The sequence below is a fragment of the Photorhabdus stackebrandtii genome (assembly GCF_011189495.1).
In the GTDB taxonomy this organism is placed as follows: domain Bacteria; phylum Pseudomonadota; class Gammaproteobacteria; order Enterobacterales; family Enterobacteriaceae; genus Photorhabdus; species Photorhabdus khanii.
The window spans coordinates 36,739-55,190 of record NZ_PUJV01000002.1 but is presented as its reverse complement, the minus strand read 5'-3'; the positions used below and the strand labels follow the sequence as shown (position 1 = coordinate 55,190).

General features: G+C 43.9%; 14 protein-coding genes and 2 pseudogenes. 12 read left to right on the top strand and 4 right to left on the bottom strand.

From position 1 onward, the window contains the following. The first annotated feature begins 22 nt into the window (after positions 1–22). The 5 genes from msbA (at position 23) to kdsB (ending at position 4,547) form a co-directional block, all read left to right on the top strand. Entirely contained in the window at positions 23–1,771 is a 1,749-nt protein-coding gene (gene msbA, locus C5470_RS01810) for a lipid A ABC transporter ATP-binding protein/permease MsbA (protein ID WP_166285828.1), read from the top strand. After that, positions 1,768–2,763, top strand: coding sequence for a tetraacyldisaccharide 4'-kinase (gene lpxK, locus C5470_RS01805; protein ID WP_166285451.1), 996 nt, complete (start codon positions 1,768–1,770; stop codon positions 2,761–2,763). The genes msbA and lpxK overlap by 4 nt, the downstream gene beginning before the upstream one ends. Before the next feature lie 389 nt (positions 2,764–3,152). Next, a complete protein-coding gene (locus C5470_RS01800) occupies positions 3,153–3,368 on the top strand; it encodes a cold-shock protein (protein ID WP_021325185.1) in 216 nt (71 codons plus the stop codon). 246 nt (positions 3,369–3,614) lie between these two features. After that, positions 3,615–3,794, top strand: coding sequence for a Trm112 family protein (locus C5470_RS01795; RefSeq protein ID WP_036848571.1), 180 nt, complete (start codon positions 3,615–3,617; stop codon positions 3,792–3,794). Between the two features lie 3 nt (positions 3,795–3,797). Next, entirely contained in the window at positions 3,798–4,547 is a 750-nt protein-coding gene (gene kdsB, locus C5470_RS01790; protein ID WP_166285449.1) for a 3-deoxy-manno-octulosonate cytidylyltransferase, read from the top strand. A 93-nt stretch (positions 4,548–4,640) separates the two neighbouring features. Here the strand turns inward: kdsB and elyC are convergent, their stop codons facing one another. Further along, a complete protein-coding gene (elyC, locus tag C5470_RS01785) occupies positions 4,641–5,480 on the bottom strand; it encodes an envelope biogenesis factor ElyC (RefSeq protein WP_166285447.1) in 840 nt (279 codons plus the stop codon). A 153-nt stretch (positions 5,481–5,633) separates the two neighbouring features. Between elyC and cmoM the strand changes: the two genes are divergently transcribed. The 7 genes and pseudogenes from cmoM to C5470_RS01750 all read left to right on the top strand — a co-directional run bounded on the left by cmoM (position 5,634) and on the right by C5470_RS01750 (position 14,876). Further along, a complete protein-coding gene (gene cmoM / locus C5470_RS01780) occupies positions 5,634–6,419 on the top strand; it encodes a tRNA uridine 5-oxyacetic acid(34) methyltransferase CmoM (protein WP_166285445.1) in 786 nt (261 codons plus the stop codon). Beyond that, positions 6,416–7,738, top strand: a complete 1,323-nt coding sequence (gene mukF / locus C5470_RS01775; protein WP_166285443.1) for a chromosome partition protein MukF — start codon at positions 6,416–6,418, stop codon at positions 7,736–7,738. The genes cmoM and mukF overlap by 4 nt, the downstream gene beginning before the upstream one ends. Then, the gene (gene mukE, locus C5470_RS01770) at positions 7,719–8,441 is read left to right on the top strand and encodes a chromosome partition protein MukE (protein ID WP_166285441.1); all 723 of its coding nucleotides are present in this window, start codon (positions 7,719–7,721) and stop codon (positions 8,439–8,441) included. The genes mukF and mukE overlap by 20 nt, the downstream gene beginning before the upstream one ends. Then, positions 8,438–12,886, top strand: a complete 4,449-nt coding sequence (gene mukB / locus C5470_RS01765; RefSeq protein ID WP_166285439.1) for a chromosome partition protein MukB — start codon at positions 8,438–8,440, stop codon at positions 12,884–12,886. The genes mukE and mukB overlap by 4 nt, the downstream gene beginning before the upstream one ends. A 213-nt stretch (positions 12,887–13,099) precedes the next feature. Then, complete coding sequence (locus C5470_RS01760; protein WP_166285437.1) at positions 13,100–14,026, top strand: Rpn family recombination-promoting nuclease/putative transposase; 927 nt, start codon at positions 13,100–13,102, stop codon at positions 14,024–14,026. Positions 14,027–14,088: 62 nt separating this feature from the next. Beyond that, a pseudogene (locus tag C5470_RS01755) lies at positions 14,089–14,310 on the top strand (Rpn family recombination-promoting nuclease/putative transposase); the annotation flags it as partial. A gap of 320 nt (positions 14,311–14,630) precedes the next feature. Next, positions 14,631–14,876 (top strand): annotated as a pseudogene (locus tag C5470_RS01750) (Txe/YoeB family addiction module toxin). A 238-nt stretch (positions 14,877–15,114) separates the two neighbouring features. On the opposite strand, the gene C5470_RS01745 reads toward C5470_RS01750, so the two are convergent. The 3 genes from C5470_RS01745 to C5470_RS01735 all read right to left on the bottom strand — a co-directional run bounded on the left by C5470_RS01745 (position 15,115) and on the right by C5470_RS01735 (position 18,451). Continuing rightward, the gene (locus C5470_RS01745) at positions 15,115–16,158 is read right to left on the bottom strand and encodes a fucose-binding lectin II (protein WP_166285435.1); all 1,044 of its coding nucleotides are present in this window, start codon (positions 16,156–16,158) and stop codon (positions 15,115–15,117) included. Positions 16,159–16,220: 62 nt separating this feature from the next. Beyond that, positions 16,221–17,012 (bottom strand): tail fiber protein, encoded by a 792-nt coding sequence (locus tag C5470_RS01740; protein WP_166285433.1) that lies wholly within the window; start codon positions 17,010–17,012, stop codon positions 16,221–16,223. 638 nt (positions 17,013–17,650) lie between these two features. Then, complete coding sequence (locus tag C5470_RS01735; RefSeq protein WP_166285431.1) at positions 17,651–18,451, bottom strand: cycle-inhibiting factor; 801 nt, start codon at positions 18,449–18,451, stop codon at positions 17,651–17,653. Position 18,452 lies beyond the last annotated feature (1 nt).

Genomic DNA, 18,452 nt, shown 5'->3' with positions numbered 1-18,452 from the left:
TTCTTTTGGTGTTGGTAACTCAATAATGAATGATAAAGACCTTTCTACCTGGCAGACCTTTTGCCGACTATGGCCAATCATTTTTCCTTTTAAGATTGGGCTGATAGTTGCTGCGGTTGCACTGATCCTTAATGCTGCCGGTGATACGTTAATGCTTTCATTGCTTAAGCCTTTACTTGATGAAGGTTTCGGCAAAGCAAGCAGTGATGTACTGAAATGGATGCCACTGGTTGTGATTGCTTTGATGATTATGCGTGGGCTATCCGGGTTTGTATCAAGTTACTGTATCTCCTGGGTCTCCGGTAAAGTGGTTATGCAGATGCGCCGTCGTCTGTTCAGCCATATGATGGGGATGCCGGTGTCATTCTTTGATCAGCAATCTACCGGGACCTTGCTTTCCCGCATTACGTATGATTCTGAACAGGTAGCTTCTTCTTCTTCCAGTGCGCTGATTACCGTGGTCAGGGAAGGGGCGTCAATCATCGGTCTGTTTATTCTGATGTTCTACTATAGCTGGCAGCTATCTATGATCCTGATTGTGATTGCGCCGATAGTATCATTAGTTATTCGTGTCGTATCGGGTCGGTTTCGCAGTATCAGCAAAAATATGCAGAACAGCATGGGGCAAGTCACCGCCAGTGCGGAACAGATGCTGAAAGGGCACAAAGAAGTGCTGATTTTCGGCGGGCAGAAAGTAGAAGCGGAGCGCTTTAATACAGTCAGCAACCGTATGCGTCAGCAAGGCATGAAGATGGTTTCCGCTTCATCAATTTCTGATCCGATTATTCAGCTTATTGCTTCGTTTGCTTTGGCTTTCGTACTGTACGCGGCAAGCTTTCCGGATATTATGGAAACACTGACCGCCGGAAAAATTACCGTCGTATTCTCATCCATGATTGCGCTGATGCGCCCATTGAAATCTTTGACTAATGTTAACGCACAATTCCAGCGTGGTATGGCCGCCTGTCAGACTCTGTTTGCTATTTTGGATATGGAACAGGAAAAAGATGATGGCAAATTGGAGCTTAAAAAAGCGAAAGGTGATATTGAGTTCCGTAATGTCACTTTCTGCTACCCGACCAAAGAACTGCCGGCGTTACAAAATATTTCCATGCATATCCCGGCCGGCAAAACTATCGCGCTGGTAGGGCGATCGGGGTCTGGTAAATCCACAATAGCCAATTTGATGACCCGTTTTTATGATATCAGCGCAGGTAACATTTTGCTTGATGGTCATGATTTACGGGAGTATACGCTTTTCTCTTTGCGTAGCCAGGTGGCCCTGGTATCGCAAAATGTCCATTTATTTAACGACACCGTAGCGAACAATATTGCTTATGCCAGTGAAAACCAGTACAGCCGCGAAGAGATTGAGAAGGCGGCTGAGATGGCCTATGCAATGGACTTTATCAGGAAGTTGGATAACGGTCTGGATACTATGATCGGTGAAAATGGTGTGCTGCTTTCGGGTGGTCAGCGCCAGCGTATTGCTATCGCACGCGCCTTGTTGCGTGATTCTCCGATTCTGATTCTTGATGAGGCGACATCAGCATTGGATACTGAATCTGAGCGGGCAATTCAGGCGGCATTGGATGAATTGCAGAAAAACAGAACTTCACTGGTTATTGCACATCGTCTTTCAACCATTGAAAAAGCGGATGAAATTCTGGTTATCGAAGACGGACATATTGTTGAACGAGGCAATCATCTCTCTCTATTGGAGAACAATGGTGTTTACTCACAACTACATCGGATGCAATTTGGGCAATGATTGAACGCATATGGTCAGGCCGCTCATGGTTTTATTTGCTGTTATTACCTTTTTCAGCCCTTTATGGGCTGATAAGTGGTTTACGGCGTTTGAGTTATAAAGCGGGGTTGAGTCAATCCTGGAAAGCGCCTGTACCTATTGTGGTGGTGGGTAATCTGACTGCCGGCGGTAATGGCAAGACTCCAGTTGTTATCTGGCTGGTGGAACAGTTGCAGAAAAAAGGTTGCCGGGTTGGTGTTGTGTCCCGTGGCTATGGCGGTAAAGCAGAAAATTATCCTTTGTTGGTGACTGATAACACCACTACGGCTCAGGCGGGTGATGAACCGGTGCTGATCCATCGTCGTACTGGTGCGCCTGTAGCGGTTGCGCCAAAACGGGTTGAAGCAGTAAAAGCGTTACTGGCAGATACGCCGTTGGATATCATCGTTACTGACGATGGTTTACAGCACTATGCTTTGCAACGGGATTTTGAAATCGCGATTATTGATGGTGTACGCCGCTTTGGTAATGGTTGGTGGCTTCCGGCTGGTCCAATGCGTGAGTTATCCGGGCGGTTGAATAAGGTTAATGCCATTATTACCAATGGCGGTATGCCTCAATCCGGCGAATTATCAATGACATTAGTTGGCGGGTTGGCGGTGAATATGGTTAGCGGTGAAAAGCGGGCAGTAAACTTCATACCTCACGTTGTTGCTATGGCAGGGATCGGGCATCCACCACGGTTTTTTGCGACTCTGCAACAGTTAGGTGTTGACCTGCAAAAAGAGTATGCATTTGCCGATCATCAAATGTACACAGAAGAACAACTGAGTCATCTGACTGATACAAACCAGAATTTACTCATGACGGAAAAAGATGCTGTTAAGTGCTTTAAATTTGCCCGGCCAAATTGGTGGTATTTACCGGTAGATGCCCAATTACCACAGGAAAAAGGGCAGGCAATGTTGAATGAAATAGATTCATTATTGGAAGCCAATAAAAAGTTTAAATAAATTTTACAATTGAACTAAAGCAGCCTAATATGAGCTTCTTGGCAAGAAAGGAGGCTATTCTATCCACATCCTTATCAAGCTGTTCTCTTCTTACCAATTCGTAAAATTTCAGTAATTATTCCAGATTTATTTGATTTTTCATCATTGTTAAATGATATTAAAACGATGCATTGTGGATGAGCAACCGATGTACTTGGTTCAGTCATCGACAATGTTAGCAGGATACTTGTTGTTTGTATCCATTACCTAAACAAATGTACTACTCGAATTAAGTGTATTTTAACGTATTGAAACTGAGACGAGGTTCTATTCGAAAACTTAATCAAGGGTAAAAAACATCAAAAACAATAAATTAAATTATTGTGAGATGAGCAAATGGGGGATTTATCATGACATTACAATTAAAGATGGGCAGAGTGAAATGGTTTGATGAGAATAAAGGATATGGTTTTATTTCTCCACAAGATGGGGGACAAGACATATTGGTCAGAAGAAAAGCGATTGCTAATACAAAAAGCAAATCACTCACAGAAGGACAAAATGTAGAATTTTCAATTACTCGCAACGGTTATAGCTTAACTGCAACCGATGTAATTGCATTTTAAGACTTCATCTCATTAGATTATTTTATTTGTCGCTCTTTATGATTAAAGAGAGAGCTAAATCGGTTCTCAGACAAAAGCATAACATCTACTGAGAGGGTTCTGAACCTTCACATTTCCTCTATCTGGATTTTTGTGAATGATATTGGGAAAAGGATCGAAAGATCAAATAACAAGAGTTAACGGTGACACCAGGCTTATGTTATTCTGGGCTGCATCAAATGAAGGCTCCATAACTGGAGGATGTATATGGATCACCGTTTACTCGAAATTATTGCCTGCCCTGTATGTAACGGCAAGCTCAGTTACGATAAAGAGAATTTTGAACTCATTTGTAAGTTGGATCGACTTGCATTTCCTGTGCGTGATGGTATTCCCGTTCTGTTAGACCACGAAGCCCGTGAATTACCTCTGGATGAGGGAAAATAAGGCATGTTCACCGTTATTATTCCTGCCCGCTTTGCTTCTACCCGTTTACCCGGTAAACCATTAGCCGATATTCATGGTAAACCAATGATTGTGCGGGTTATGGAGCGCGCCATGCGTTCTGGTGCTGCACGGGTTATTGTGGCAACGGATAATCACGACGTTGCTGATGCGGTTGTGGCTGCGGGTGGTGAGGCTTGTCTGACCAACGAGAATCATCATTCTGGTACTGAGCGGTTGGCGGAAGTTATTGAAAAATATCAACTCTCCGATGATGAAATTATTGTCAATGTTCAGGGTGACGAGCCATTAATTCCTGAAGAGATTATTAAACAAGTCGCAGAGAATCTGGCGGCTTGCCAAGCCGGAATGGCAACCTTGGCGGTGAAAATCCGTGACGCGGAAGAAGCCTTTAACCCTAATGCGGTAAAAGTGGTGATGGATAAACAGGGTTACGCACTCTATTTCTCCAGAGCGACGATTCCTTGGGAACGTGACCGTTTTATACAATCACGGGAAACGATTGGTGATAATTTCCTGCGTCATATTGGTATTTATGCCTACCGCGCGGGTTTTATCCGTCGTTATGTACAATGGGAGCCGAGCCCATTAGAGCAAATTGAAATGCTGGAACAATTGCGGGTACTTTGGTACGGCGAGAAGATCCATGTTGATATTGCATTGAAAGCGCCGGGAGCGGGAGTTGATACGCCAGAAGATTTAGCCGTAGTCAGAGAGACTTTTACTGAAATCTGATGACTTGTTTGCACCCATTCGGTTAACAAAAGGCTTGGTTTAACGAAAGCGCGTTATTTATTACTATTTGCGTTTTCGTTTCTCCATGTTATTTCAAGGCGTGGTTTGCGGATTATTTCCCGGTTGGACATTTTCTGATGTTTGTGGGGGCTCTGAATTTTTCGACGGCTTAATACGTTGCCAGAGGGTGCCTAAAGTTTCGTACCATACCCGCTCTGAATGAGACAGGAAATAAGCAGAGGGCAGGTATTTTTCCCAGGGATGTAAAGAGGACGTGATCGCCAATTGATTTGCCGGGCCGGGAATGGGGTTTAATCCACGTTGTTTAAAGAAAGTTATCGCCCGCGGCATATGATTGGCGGAGGTGACCAGAATAAAAGAGCGCTTGCCAATCAATTTTTCAACTTCATGTGCTTCTTGTTCTGTATCCATGGGTTTTGTCAGTGCGATAGTATCTTCTGCGGGTACGCCCAGAGATTGTGCTACTATAGCGGCGACTTCCGCGTTGCTTTTAGCACTCTCTCCCTTACCACCGGTAAAGACCATTTTAGCGCCGGGGTTTAGGCGATATAAACGGATGCCTTCTGTTACCCGTGGCAAGCTGTTGTTAAACAAGTTTGAACTGGGTGCCCAATTTGGGTTATAAGTGAAACCACCACCAAGAACGACGATATAATCAACAGGTGGATTGATGTGACTGGGATCAGGTTGGTAGGCTTTAGCGTAAACTGATTCCAATGGTAACAACAGCTTATCGGCAACGGGTTGCAGGCTGAGTAGAAGCAGAGTAAGCCAACTGAGTGTCAGAACTGTTTTTCCTGTTTTTTGCCAACGGGTAAACCACAACAGGAATAAGGCAGCAAGTGAAATCAGTAATATTAGTGGCAGAGGCATTACCATCGCACCAACGTACTTTTTAAATAAAAATAGCATTTATTTGCCTTAATTTGATTGAATTATAGCCATCTGGCCCACGATTTGTAGTCAAAAGTGGTTATGTCAATGAATGCTGTGCCAAAATAGCAGTTGGCATAATGAAATCTCAACAGATAAATCAGATCTATTCCATTAGTGAGGCAGTTTTTCATGCGGGATCGCAATTTCGATGATATTGCAGACAAATTCTCTCGTAATATTTACGGCACAACCAAAGGTAAAATCAGGCAAGCCGTTGTCTGGCAGGATATCAGCGAATTACTGGCTCAATTACCACGACGTCCACTGCGTATTTTAGATGCGGGTAGCGGTGAAGGGAATATGGCATGCCAATTAGCTGAGCTGGGTCATCAAGTGATACTTTGCGATTTATCAGAAGAAATGATCCAACGGGCAAAGCTGACCGCTGAAGAAAAAGGGGTCAGCCAAAATATGCAATTTATACAAAGCCCGGTACAAGAAATTAGCCAATATATAGAACAGCCGGTAGATCTGGTATTGTTTCATGCGGTACTGGAATGGATTACCGATCAGAAATATGCAATAGAAGTGTTAACGAATATCATTAATCCTGGCGGCGCGCTGTCTTTAATGTTTTACAATGCCAATGGTTTGGTCATGCGTAATGCTATTTTAGGTAATTTTCATTTGGCGACACCTAATATGCCGCGTCGCAGAAAACGTTCACTGTCTCCTCAGAATCCGTTGGTGCCTGAACAGGTATATCAATGGCTTGATGAATTAAATATGGTGATTACCGGTAAAACCGGTGTGCGTGTTTTTCACGACTATTTGCAAAGTCGCCAATTACAGAGCAAAAACTTTCCAGCGTTGCTGGAATTAGAACAGCGTTATTGCCGGCAAGAGCCTTATATCGGTTTGGGGCGTTACATTCATGTAATGGCCCGCAAATCGACGTTAAAGGATGAATTATGAGTGAATATTCCCAGACTATTCCGGAACTGGTGTCCTGGGCCAGGAAAAATGATTTTTCCATCTCCTTGCCTGCGGAAAGGCTGGCTTTTCTGATGGCAATCGCGGTATTAAACAGCGAGCGTCTTGATGGTGAGATGAGCGAAGGGGAACTGATCGACGCTTTTCGTGAAGTTTGCAAAGGATTCGAGCAAACGGCGGAATCCGTCGCGGTGCGGGCTAATAACGCCATCAATGACATGGTGCGCCAGAAACTGCTTAACCGTTTTACCAGTGAATTGGCCGATGGCAACGCAATCTATCGCTTAACACCGCTTGGCATCAGTATCAGTGACTACTACATTCGTCAGCGGGAATTTTCTACCTTACGCCTCTCTATGCAGCTTTCGATTGTGGCGAATGAGCTGCACCGGGCAGCAGAGGCGGCGGAAGAGGGGGGAGATGAATTTCATTGGCATCGCAACGTCTTTGCGCCGCTGAAATATTCTGTCGCGGAAATCTTCGATAGCATTGATATGTCCCAACGTCTGATGGACGAACAGCAAAACTTCGTTAAAGAAGATATTGCGGCGTTGCTGAATCAAGACTGGCAAGCCGCGATTGCCAACTGTGAGCAGCTGTTATCAGAAACATCAGGGACATTGCGGGAGCTGCAAGACACATTGGAAGCGGCGGGAGATAAATTACAGGCTAATTTGTTGCGTATTCAGGATGCGAATATGGGCAGCGGCGGATCAGAACTGGTTGATAAACTGGTATTTGATCTGCAAAGCAAACTGGACCGTATTATCAGTTGGGGTCAGCAGGCGATTGACTTATGGATCGGCTACGACCGCCACGTTCACAAATTTATCCGTACCGCGATTGATATGGATAAAAACCGGATTTTCTCTCAGCGCTTACGTCAATCAGTGCAGCACTATTTTGCTAACCCGTGGACACTCACCGTTGCCAACGCAGAGCGTTTGTTGGATATGCGTGATGAAGAACTGGCGTTACGTAATGAAGAAGTGACCGGTGAATTGCCGTTAGAACTGGAATATGAAGAATTCAGTGAAATAAACGATCAACTGGCAGCAATGATTGAAAAAGCGCTGTTGATCTATCAGCAGGAACAGCGCCCACTGGATTTGGGGGCGGTGCTAAGAGACTACCTTGCTCAACATCCGCTTCCCCGTCACTTTGATGTGGCGCGTATTCTGGTGGATCAGGCTGTGCGGTTGGGGGTTGCAGAAGCGGATTTCTCTGGGTTGCCAGCGGAATGGTTAGCGATTAATGATTACGGAGCCAAGGTACAGGCACATGTCATCGACACATATTGAACAATTTATGCCGGTTAAACTGGCACAGGCGTTAGCCAATTCACTTTTCCCGGAACTGGACAGCCAGCTTCGCTCGGGCCGTCATATCGGGATAGATGATCTTGATAATCACGCTTTTCTGATGGATTTTCAGGAGCAATTGGAAGAATTTTACGCCCGCTATAATGTGGAGTTGATCCGTGCACCGGAAGGCTTCTTCTATCTGCGGCCCCGTTCGACCACCTTGATCCCCCGTTCGGTATTATCAGAGCTGGATATGATGGTCGGCAAAATCCTCTGTTATCTCTATCTCAGCCCGGAACGGCTGGCTAATCAGGGGATTTTTACCTCTCAGGAACTGTATGAAGAACTGATCTCGCTGGCTGATGAGAGCAAACTGATGAAGTTTGTCAACCAGCGTTCTTCCGGTTCGGATCTGGATAAACAGAAATTACAGGAAAAAGTGCGCACGACGCTCAACCGTCTGCGTCGTTTGGGCATGGTCTATTTCTTGGCGAATGACAGCAACAAATTTACCCTCACTGAGGCGGTATTCCGTTTTGGTGCTGATGTACGCAGTGGCGATGATCCTCGTGAAGTACAACTGAGGATGATCCGTGATGGTGAGGCAATGCCGGTTGAAGGCAGCTTGTCGCTTGATGACAGTGAAAATGATGAAACACCGGATAACTCAGCAGAGGGTGCGGGAGATGAACAACCATGATTGAACGCGGTAAATTTCGTTCGCTGACGCTGGTTAACTGGAATGGTTTTTTTGCCAGAACTTTTGATCTTGATGAACTGGTGACCACCTTATCAGGCGGTAATGGCGCGGGTAAATCCACCACGATGGCGGCATTTGTCACCGCGCTTATTCCTGATTTGACGCTGCTCCATTTTCGTAACACCACCGAAGCGGGCGCCACTTCCGGTTCCCGTGATAAAGGGTTACACGGTAAGTTACGCGCGGGAGTCTGTTACTCAACCCTGGATGTGATTAACTCCCGCCATCAGCGGGTGGTGGTTGGGGTGAGATTGCAACAAGTGGCGGGCCGTGACCGCAAAGTTGATATCAAACCCTTTATGATTCAGGGCCTGCCGACGGCTATCCAACCCACTCAGTTACTGACTGAAAATGTGGGTGAAAGACAGGCGCGTGTATTACCGCTGAATGAACTGAAAGACCGCCTTGATGAAATGGAAGGCGTGCAGTTCAAACAATTTAACTCCATCACGGATTATCATGCGCAGATGTTTGATTTGGGCGTGATCCCCAAACGCCTGCGTTCAGCCAGTGATCGCAGCAAGTTTTATCGTCTGATCGAAGCTTCCCTGTACGGTGGTATCTCCAGTGCGATAACCCGCTCCCTGCGCGATTACCTGTTGCCGGAAAACAGTGGTGTCCGCAAGGCATTTCAGGATATGGAAGCCGCATTGCGCGAAAACCGCATAACGCTGGAAGCCATTCGGGTAACCCAATCTGATCGCGATCTGTTCAAACATTTGATCACCGAAGCAACTTCCTACGTTTCCGCCGACTATATGCGCCATGCCAATGAGCGTCGTACTCATCTGGATGAAGCGTTAGCATTGCGTGGTGAACTATTTGGCAGCCATAAACAACTGGTGACTGAGCAGTATCGTCATGTCGAAATGGCTCGTGAACTGGCTGAACAGAGTGGTGCCTCGTCTGATTTAGAAACTGATCATCAGGCTGCCAGTGACCACTTGAATCTGGTGCAGACTGCCATGCGCCAGCAGGAAAAAATCGACCGTTATCAAGCGGATCTGGAAGAGCTGTCTTACCGGCTGGAGGAACAGACAGACGTTGTTGAAGAAGCAGGAGAGCTTCAGGCTGAATATGAAGCCAGAGCGGAAGCGGCGGAACAGGAAGTGGATGAACTGAAAAGCCAGTTGGCGGATTACCAGCAAGCGCTGGATGTTCAGCAAACTCGGGCTATTCAGTATCAACAGGCATTACAAGCGTTGGAACGTGCCCGTGAGCTTTGCCGGTTACCGGATCTTTCCGTTGATAACGCAGAAGAGTGGCTGGCAACCTTTCAGGCTAAAGAGCAGCAGGCGACAGAAGCCCTGTTGGCGCTGGAGCAGAAATTAAGTATTGCGGACGCGGCGCATAATCAGTTCGAACAGGCGTATCAACTGGTCAAAAACATCGTTGGTGAAACCAGCCGCAGTGAAGCATGGCAGAGTGCCCGCGAATTGCTGCGTGACTGGCCATCACAACGACATCTGGCCGATCGGGTGCAGCCATTGCGGATACGGTTGTCTGAACTGGAACAGCGGCTGAACAACCAGCAGAACGCAGAGCGTTTATTGAGCGAATTTTGTCAGCGCCAGGGGCGTCAGTATCAGGCTGAAGATCTGGAAGCGTTGCAAAATGAACTTGAAGCCCGGCAAGAAGCGTTGAGCCTGAGCGTCAATGAAAGCGGTGAACGCCGTATGGAGATGCGTCAGGAACTTGAACAACTGAAACAGAAAATTCAGTCACTGACTGCCCGTGCACCGGTTTGGCTGGCTGCGCAGGATACTCTGAACCAACTGTGTGAACAGAGTGGTGAAGCACTGGCAAGCAGTAATGACGTGACTGAATACATGCAGCAGCTGCTTGAGCGTGAGCGTGAAGCCACGGTAGAGCGTGATGAAGTTGCGGCGCAAAAACGTGAGCTGGAAAAGCAAATCGAGCGCCTCAGTCAGCCAAGCGGCGCGGAAGACAGCCGGATGATTGCCTTGGCAGAACGTTTCGGCGGGGTTTTGCTGTCAGAAATTTATGACGATATCACCATTGATGATGCGCCGTATTTCTCTGCCCTGTATGGACCGGCACGTCACGGCATTGTGGTGCCGGATCTTTCTCTGGTACGTCCGCATCTTGAAACTCTGGAAGATTGCCCGGAAGATCTCTACTTAATTGAAGGGGATCCACAATCCTTTGATGACAGCGTATTTGATGCCGAAGAACAGACCAATGCGGTACTGGTCAAATCTTCCGACCGCCAATGGCGTTATTCCCGTTACCCTGAATTGCCGCTGTTTGGTCGCGCCGCCAGAGAAAACCGTTTGGAAACCTTGAATCTGGAGCGTGATGTCTTGGCAGAGCGTTATGCCACGCTCTCTTTTGATGTGCAGAAAATTCAGCGTGCTCATCAGGCGTTCAGTCAATTTGTCGGTAAACACCTGTCGGTGGCATTTGATACCGATCCGGAAGCTGAAATCCGTGAACTGAAACAGCGCCATACGGAACTGGAACGTGAAGTGTCCCGGTTTGAAGATCAAACTCAACAGCAGCGCCAGCAATATACACAGGCGAAAGAAAGCCTGACCGCATTAAACCGCCTGATCCCTCAAATCAGTCTGTTATTGGATGAAACTTTAATTGATCGCGTAGAAGAAGTGCGCGAAGAGAGGGACGAAGCGCAGGAAGCGGCGCGTTTCCTGCAACAACATGGTTCGGCGCTGACAAAACTGGAACCTATGGTTGCGGTTTTGCAAAGTGATCCACAGCAACATGAACAGTTGCAACAGGATTATGCAATTGCCAAACAGAGCCAGCATCAGGCTAAACAACAGGCTTTTGCGCTGGTGGAAATCGTGCAGCGCCGTGCGCATTTCAGCTACAGTGATTCTGCGGGTATGCTCAGTGAAAATGCGGATCTGAATGACAAACTGCGTCAGCGTCTGGAACATGCGGAATCGGATCGCAGCCGCGCCCGTGAACAACTGCGTCAACAGCAAGCGCAGTATTCCCAGTTTAACCAAGTGTTGGCATCCCTGAAAAGCTCTTATGAAACCAAACAGGATATGCTGAAAGAGCTGCTACAGGAGATGAAAGATATCGGTGTGCAGGCGGATGCGAATGCTGAAATTCGTGCCCGCGAGCGTCGTGATCGACTCCATGAAGCACTCAGCGTTAACCGTTCCAGAGTCAATCAGCTTGAGAAGCAGATCGCCTTCTGTGAAGCGGAAATGGAAAGCGTGCAGAAAAAACTGCGGAAACTGGAACGCGATTACTATCAGATCCGTGAACAGGTGGTTTCTGCTAAAGCAGGCTGGTGCGCAGTGATGCGCATGGTGAAAGACAATGGTGTTGAGCGTCGCCTGCATCGCCGTGAACTGGCGTATATGGAGGGTGGCGCGTTACGTTCCATGTCGGATAAAGCGTTGGGGGCATTGCGTCTGGCGGTGGCTGATAACGAACATCTGCGTGATGCTTTGCGTTTATCGGAAGATCCCAAACGGCCTGAACGTAAGGTACAGTTCTTTATAGCTGTTTATCAGCATCTGCGTGAACGTATTCGTCAGGACATTATCCGCACTGACGATCCGGTTGACGCGATTGAACAGATGGAAATTGAGCTGGCCCGTCTGACGGAAGAGCTGACTGCCCGCGAGCAAAAACTCGCTATCAGTTCGAAGAGTGTGGCGAATATTATCCGCAAAACCATTCAGCGTGAGCAGAACCGTATTCGTATGCTGAATCAGGGATTACAAGCCGTCTCCTTTGGTCAGGTTCGTGGTGTGCGGTTAAATGTGAATGTGCGTGAAAGCCATGCAATATTGCTGGATGTCCTTTCTGAACAGCAGGAACAACATCAGGACCTGTTTAACAGCCAGCGATTGACCTTCTCAGAGGCAATGGCAAAACTTTATCAGCGTCTGAATCCGCAAGTGGATATGGGGCAGCGTTTGCCACAAACCATAGGTGAAGAGTTGCTGGATTACCGTAACTACTTGGAACTGGACGTTGAGGTTAACCGTGGATCTGATGGCTGGTTAAAAGCAGAGAGTGGGGCGCTATCGACAGGTGAAGCTATCGGTACCGGCATGTCGATTCTGGTGATGGTGGTGCAGAGTTGGGAAGAGGAATCCCGCCGTTTGCGTGGTAAAGATATTTCCCCTTGTCGGTTGCTATTCTTGGATGAAGCGGCGCGTTTGGATGCCAAATCTATCGCTACTTTGTTTGAATTATGCGAACGCCTGCAAATGCAGTTAATTATCGCTGCACCAGAAAATATCAGCCCTGAAAAAGGGACCACCTATAAATTGGTGCGTAAAGTATTTAAAAACCACGAACATGTTCATGTGGTCGGGCTGCGGGGATTTGGGCAGGATGCTCTGGCAACTCAATTGATTTCAGATGCTAACGCTTAATTAAATGGATGACTTGCGATAGTCATTGATAGAGAAAATAAAGAGATTGCGCCACGGATGGCGCAATAGATAGTTTAGCTTGAGATTGTACAGTTTATTTTCTGCTTATCAGATTAGATATTATTGATACGAGAAAAGGACATATTATTCAGTCCGCTTGGTTTTTTGCTTAATATTCCTTCAATATAAAAGAAAGTATGCTACCATTCACCGATGAAGAGAAAAAATACACCAACGCCACATGACGCTGTTTTTAAACAGTTTTTAAGTCATATTGATACTGCCAGAGACTTTTTGGAGATCCATTTGCCTGCGACATTACGGGCAGTTTGTGATCTGGATACACTGCGGTTGGAATCAGGGTCGTTTATTGAAGGCAATTTGCGTGCGCATTATTCCGACATTTTGTATTCATTGAAAACAGCGCAGGGTGACGGATACGTATATTGCGTGATCGAACACCAGAGTTCCCCGGATAAGATGATGGCATTCCGGCTGATGCGATACAGTATTTCCGCAATGCAGCGGCATCTGGAACAGGGACATGAAAAATTGCCGCTAGTTATTCCGGTGTTGTTCTATCACGGGAAAATACAGCCGTATCCCTGGAGTACCCATTGGCTCGACTGTTTCGATGATCCGGCCTTGGCGGAGGAAATCTATTCCAATAAATTCCCGCTGGTAGATGTGACGGTAATTCCTGATGATGTAATCCTGACGCACAAACGGGTCGCGCTACTGGAAATGGTGCAAAAGCATATCCGGCAGCGAGATATGGCAGAGTTGCTGCAAGAGTTGGTCATACTGCTGACGTATGATTACTATACGGATGAACAGCTAAAAAGCGTGCTAAACTACTTATTACAGGCGGGAGATACCGCCGATCCAGAGGGTTTTATCCGGCGACTGGCAGAACAGTCCCCGAAGTATGAGGAGGTACTGATGACAATAGCGCAGAAACTCGAGCAGAAAGGACGCCAGGAAGGACGTCAGGAAGGACGTCAGGAAGGATTGCAGGAAGGCGAAAAACGGGGGATCTTGAAAGTCGCGTGGGCGATGATCGACATGGGTATCGACCGTGAAACGATAATGAAAACCACCGGGTTGAGCCAAAACGAACTTGAGCAAATGCGCCACTAACTCGTATTGAGAGCTCTTAATCAGCATTCAACGATTCGTGTTAAAAGAGGATCTTACGGTGACTGTCAGAACAGTCCCCGAAGTATGAGGAGGTACTGATGACAATAGCGCAGAAACTCGAGCAGAAAGGACGCCAGGAAGGACGTCAGGAAGGATTGCAGGAAGGCGAAAAACGGGGGATCTTGAAAGTCGCGTGGGCGATGATCGACATGGGTATCGACCGTGAAACGGTGATGAAAACCACCGGGTTGAGCCAAAACGAACTTGAGCAAATACGCCACTAACTCGTATTGAGAGTTCTTAATCAGCATTCAACGATTCGTGTTAAAAGAGGATCTTACGGTGACTGTCAGAACAGTCACCAAAGTATGAGTATCGACCGTGAAACGGCGATGAAAATTACTGGACTGAGCCAGAGTGAGCTTGAACACATGTCCGACAAATTTACTGTTGATACGTTATCGGCATAAAAATGCGTGAGTCAATGCACGAAACGCATAGAAGCGGCACATTTACATTCCAAGCGATAAGACCGAGTCTGAATCTACGTGCTTCTGAAATCTCTGTTCTTAAGCAGAACTGAGGTTAATTAAATAAGCGTTTTGTGGGTAAATTCTGGCAAGATAACCTTTTCTGACAACAGAATGATAAGAAGCCCGTTAAGCGGATTAACGCGCTTCTTAAAGATAAAGATATAGAAAGAACGCTATTTGGTGGTATTGGTAAACCTGAGCCATTGAAACATAATCTTACAGGTTATTAGTCACGTCGTATTACCGATAAGCATAAGCTAATCTATAAAGTGGAAGGTGATCGATTGATTATTCTTTCTTGCCGGTATCATTATTAGTGGGGTAGTACTTCATATTTCTTGTCTGAAATTATTTGTAAATTTTTAAGAGTAAATAAAATCAGGATAATCCGCCAAGTACTACTATTTATTTTACGGTAGTCATATGCGTAGGAAAAAATTCGCCCCGGAGGGCGCAATAATTATCTTAAACCAAGTGTTTTTACTTAACTATTTGTTTTGCGGAATAATATTGATTTTATTTATTGATAGTGGAATTTATCAAAGTATTTTTAGTTTATATCAGAGGCCAATTTAAAAACACCACGCTATCATTGTAATGACTATTGTTACCATTTTCAGTACCGATAATAGCGGTTCCCGGTTTTCCATCAAATATATTATCGAAATAACGAAGCTTGCATGGTTTGCCATCCCCCTCAATCTCAATACAGACTTTGCCTGTACCTGATGTGTAGGCTTTAGTTGCCATTAGATTATTTTGTCCTTTATCGGTTAATGTATCTACCAGAAGATCGTCAATATATACTTTTAAAGTTTGCGGAATATTTGTATTAGCGTAGGCTGTCAGGGCGAATATAATATTTTGAGGTAACTGGAAACAATGTTTACCCGTGTCATTAGTACCACATGTTCCACTACAGACGCTACTATTGCTTCCATTATTGCCACGGTGACTGCCTAACAAATCGGTATCGACCGATACTGCCGCTTGAACATTTTTGAAGACTAATCCTCTCCAACCATTATTATCGTTGGAGATGATGATAGGCCCGGCATCAAAAGTATTCAATTTTTGGTCAAACCGAATAAAAGAATCATTTTTGAAAAAGTAAATAAAATTTCCATCAATACTTGGCCATGAAATAATAGCATCCAGGTTGACACTGAATTCTGCATATTTCCCGGTCATTCCCCACCGATCTGAAATAGTGCTGGTCTTAATTGTGTGTAAATCGATGGTGTAATCTACACAATGTTCACCTTTAAAGAAACAGACGGTGTTTGTAGTCAATTCTATGGCTGCATCTATTCCATTTTCTAGTTCTGTTCCTTTTAATCCAGGCCACCCATCTATAATGAAGTTCGGTCCATCAACGACCTGTGCTTTCGCGATATCGAATTTAAGATATAGTGAATCTTTAAAAAAATATAAAAAACCATTTAAATTAATAATATCGTCAATATATCTTTGAAACCCGGCAGGCAGGTTGGGCCAATCTTTACCGATGGGTTGGGGGTAACCAATGTATGTATTTAAACATTGATTATTGAACTTAATGTTTTCTTCATTCAGGAAGAAGTAACTAGATATATTCATTGTTATATATCCTTTGTAGTTAGAAAGTGATTGATAATTTAAATTTTTTTGGTGCAGCGGAATTAAAGTTTCATAATAAAAGCCAGTAAATAATAAGGTGGAATGATATCAACGCTATGATTGTGGGCAGGGGATGATGCTGTTGCCGGGTGATTATGTCCTTGTCCTCCTCCTGTGTTTGATGTGTAGGCATAAAAATTAACTCCGTTTGAAGGTTTATACCATATTGAACTACTACTGTAATTATTTATTTGATATTCGGTTCTGGGAGTAACGCTATGACTATATTTCATTCCAGTATTCGTATAATAAGACATACCCCCAATATGTTTATGACTAGGTATTTGTGACTCTGTTAATATTGTATTTCCCACAGTAATATTTACCGAAACCGCAGTTGATGTTGTATTTTTGGAAAAGATTTTTTCGGTGCCACTACCATTAGCTTTACTACTGCTTTGCCCTGTTTCAGAAATAGTTTCACCGCACATGACAAAACGACTTCTTAAATCTGGGGTTCCATTATTACCATCACAAAAAGCCCAGCCTGTAGGAGCATCCATACCGGAGAACATCATAATCATGCCTTTTGGCAATACATTATTGGGATCAATACTGATTCCACTACTGTCTACTTTAATACCATTACCCGCTTTTACACTTAATCCATCTTTATCTGCTTTTAAGCCTCCGTCAGGGTTAATTTTTATTGCTTGTGTATAGTCATCACCCGGTTTTAGCGCTGAATGTGGATTATCAGTCCGACCGGGCGTTTTACCAACTGTATGGCGATCCAGAGTATTGGTATTCTCTGTGTTGGATTCTGAAGTGGACCGGTTATATTTTTTTTCCATTTTTATCACCTTGTATATGATATTGAGTTTTTTGTTCAACAATGAAATTGATGATTCTTTCCTTTATTTACTATTTACATTTAAAATATAAAAAACGTTTATTGCTTTTTTTCATTAGTTTTGATTCAAGGATATAGCTACCGCAATAACATGGTTTATAGATGTTATTGTTTATATTTAAAAATTTATCCAATAGTTATTTAAATAATTCTCTGTGAAACAAAATAATTATGGGAGATGAATTTTTAGACGCAACATCAATTAATAATAGTGACTGCTAAATGTTTAGTGGGTTGTTTATATTAATAAATAGAATAATTATGGTTTGGAGAATAATTTTAGATTATTTTTTGCAATACTGGAATGACATCTCTATGGTGATAAAAAGAGAGCTCAGTAGAATGTGTAATTTAGTGTTTATTGGCTATTTTAGTGTGGCTATATTAATGGAGCGCTGTAACGCCTCGTATTTTTTGTCTTATATTATTTGTAAATAGAAGTTACTAATTGTTGTTCTATTATATGGACCGAAGCAACTCTGTGTTGCACCACAGAGTTGCTAATATTTTTTTCTTACAAAAATCTGTAACTTGTTGGTGATTTAAAATAAGAACGCTATAATCAGTCACCTCAATAAATTAAATATCAAGTTTATTTTTTAAGTTTTCAATGTTTCTATGAAAATTATAGATATCATATTCTGTTAAATAAATATCAACTTCTTTATCTTGCTTAATTTTTTCTAATTTAAAATTAGAACTATTTTTATTTAGATCAAAAATTTCGGTAACTAATTTTCTCTGTTCATTTTCAGTCAACATATTGAATTCATGACTTAATAATTTCTTTAATTTATCAGTATCAATGGGATCTTTTCCTCTGAGGCTTAACCAATCTGCTATTTTAAGGGCAGGTAATGCCCCATTTCCTAAATCTGACTGATAAATATATCCCACTATTTCTCTATTGTTTGCTGGGATATCAATTAAAAACATATGTCCAAGTCGTTGATCATGAATTAATATAAGATAATTTTTCGAGCTATTGAGTTGATTCAGTTTTTCGGCAAACTCATCGCCATTTATTTTTCCTTTTTTAAGCAGTTCGACAGGATTAACCGCCTGTTCTCCTTCGGTCATTAATTTAAATATATTTTGTGCAGACAGACCGCAAACGGGTTCAATGGGATCATAAGGATTTACTCCGACGATATCTTTATAAGCTTCAAGCCCGCCTAATTGAGAAACATTTTCATCAATTGCTCTAAATATAACATTTAAATCCCTATTGATGATTTTATCTTCCCAATTGTCATGCCAGAGTAATTTATTTCCATTGGGATCATGATGTAGTTTTATAATCTCATCTATTAGTTTTGTGTAATTTAGATCATATTCTTTTGTGGTTAGTTTATTTTCTTTATTGTATTTTATTTTCATA

Excerpts from the sequence above, each read along its gene's own strand:
- lpxK (WP_166285451.1), top strand. The coding sequence starts at position 1,768 with ATGATTGAACGCATATGGTCAGGCCGCTCATGGTTTTATTTGCTGTTA.
- C5470_RS01800 (WP_021325185.1), top strand. The coding sequence starts at position 3,153 with ATGACATTACAATTAAAGATGGGCAGAGTGAAATGGTTTGATGAGAAT.
- C5470_RS01795 (WP_036848571.1), top strand. The coding sequence starts at position 3,615 with ATGGATCACCGTTTACTCGAAATTATTGCCTGCCCTGTATGTAACGGC.
- kdsB (WP_166285449.1), top strand. The coding sequence starts at position 3,798 with ATGTTCACCGTTATTATTCCTGCCCGCTTTGCTTCTACCCGTTTACCC.
- elyC (WP_166285447.1), bottom strand. The coding sequence starts at position 5,480 with ATGCTATTTTTATTTAAAAAGTACGTTGGTGCGATGGTAATGCCTCTG.
- cmoM (WP_166285445.1), top strand. The coding sequence starts at position 5,634 with ATGCGGGATCGCAATTTCGATGATATTGCAGACAAATTCTCTCGTAAT.
- mukF (WP_166285443.1), top strand. The coding sequence starts at position 6,416 with ATGAGTGAATATTCCCAGACTATTCCGGAACTGGTGTCCTGGGCCAGG.
- mukE (WP_166285441.1), top strand. The coding sequence starts at position 7,719 with ATGTCATCGACACATATTGAACAATTTATGCCGGTTAAACTGGCACAG.
- mukB (WP_166285439.1), top strand. The coding sequence starts at position 8,438 with ATGATTGAACGCGGTAAATTTCGTTCGCTGACGCTGGTTAACTGGAAT.
- C5470_RS01760 (WP_166285437.1), top strand. The coding sequence starts at position 13,100 with ATGAAGAGAAAAAATACACCAACGCCACATGACGCTGTTTTTAAACAG.
- C5470_RS01745 (WP_166285435.1), bottom strand. The coding sequence starts at position 16,158 with ATGAATATATCTAGTTACTTCTTCCTGAATGAAGAAAACATTAAGTTC.
- C5470_RS01740 (WP_166285433.1), bottom strand. The coding sequence starts at position 17,012 with ATGGAAAAAAAATATAACCGGTCCACTTCAGAATCCAACACAGAGAAT.
- C5470_RS01735 (WP_166285431.1), bottom strand. The coding sequence starts at position 18,451 with ATGAAAATAAAATACAATAAAGAAAATAAACTAACCACAAAAGAATAT.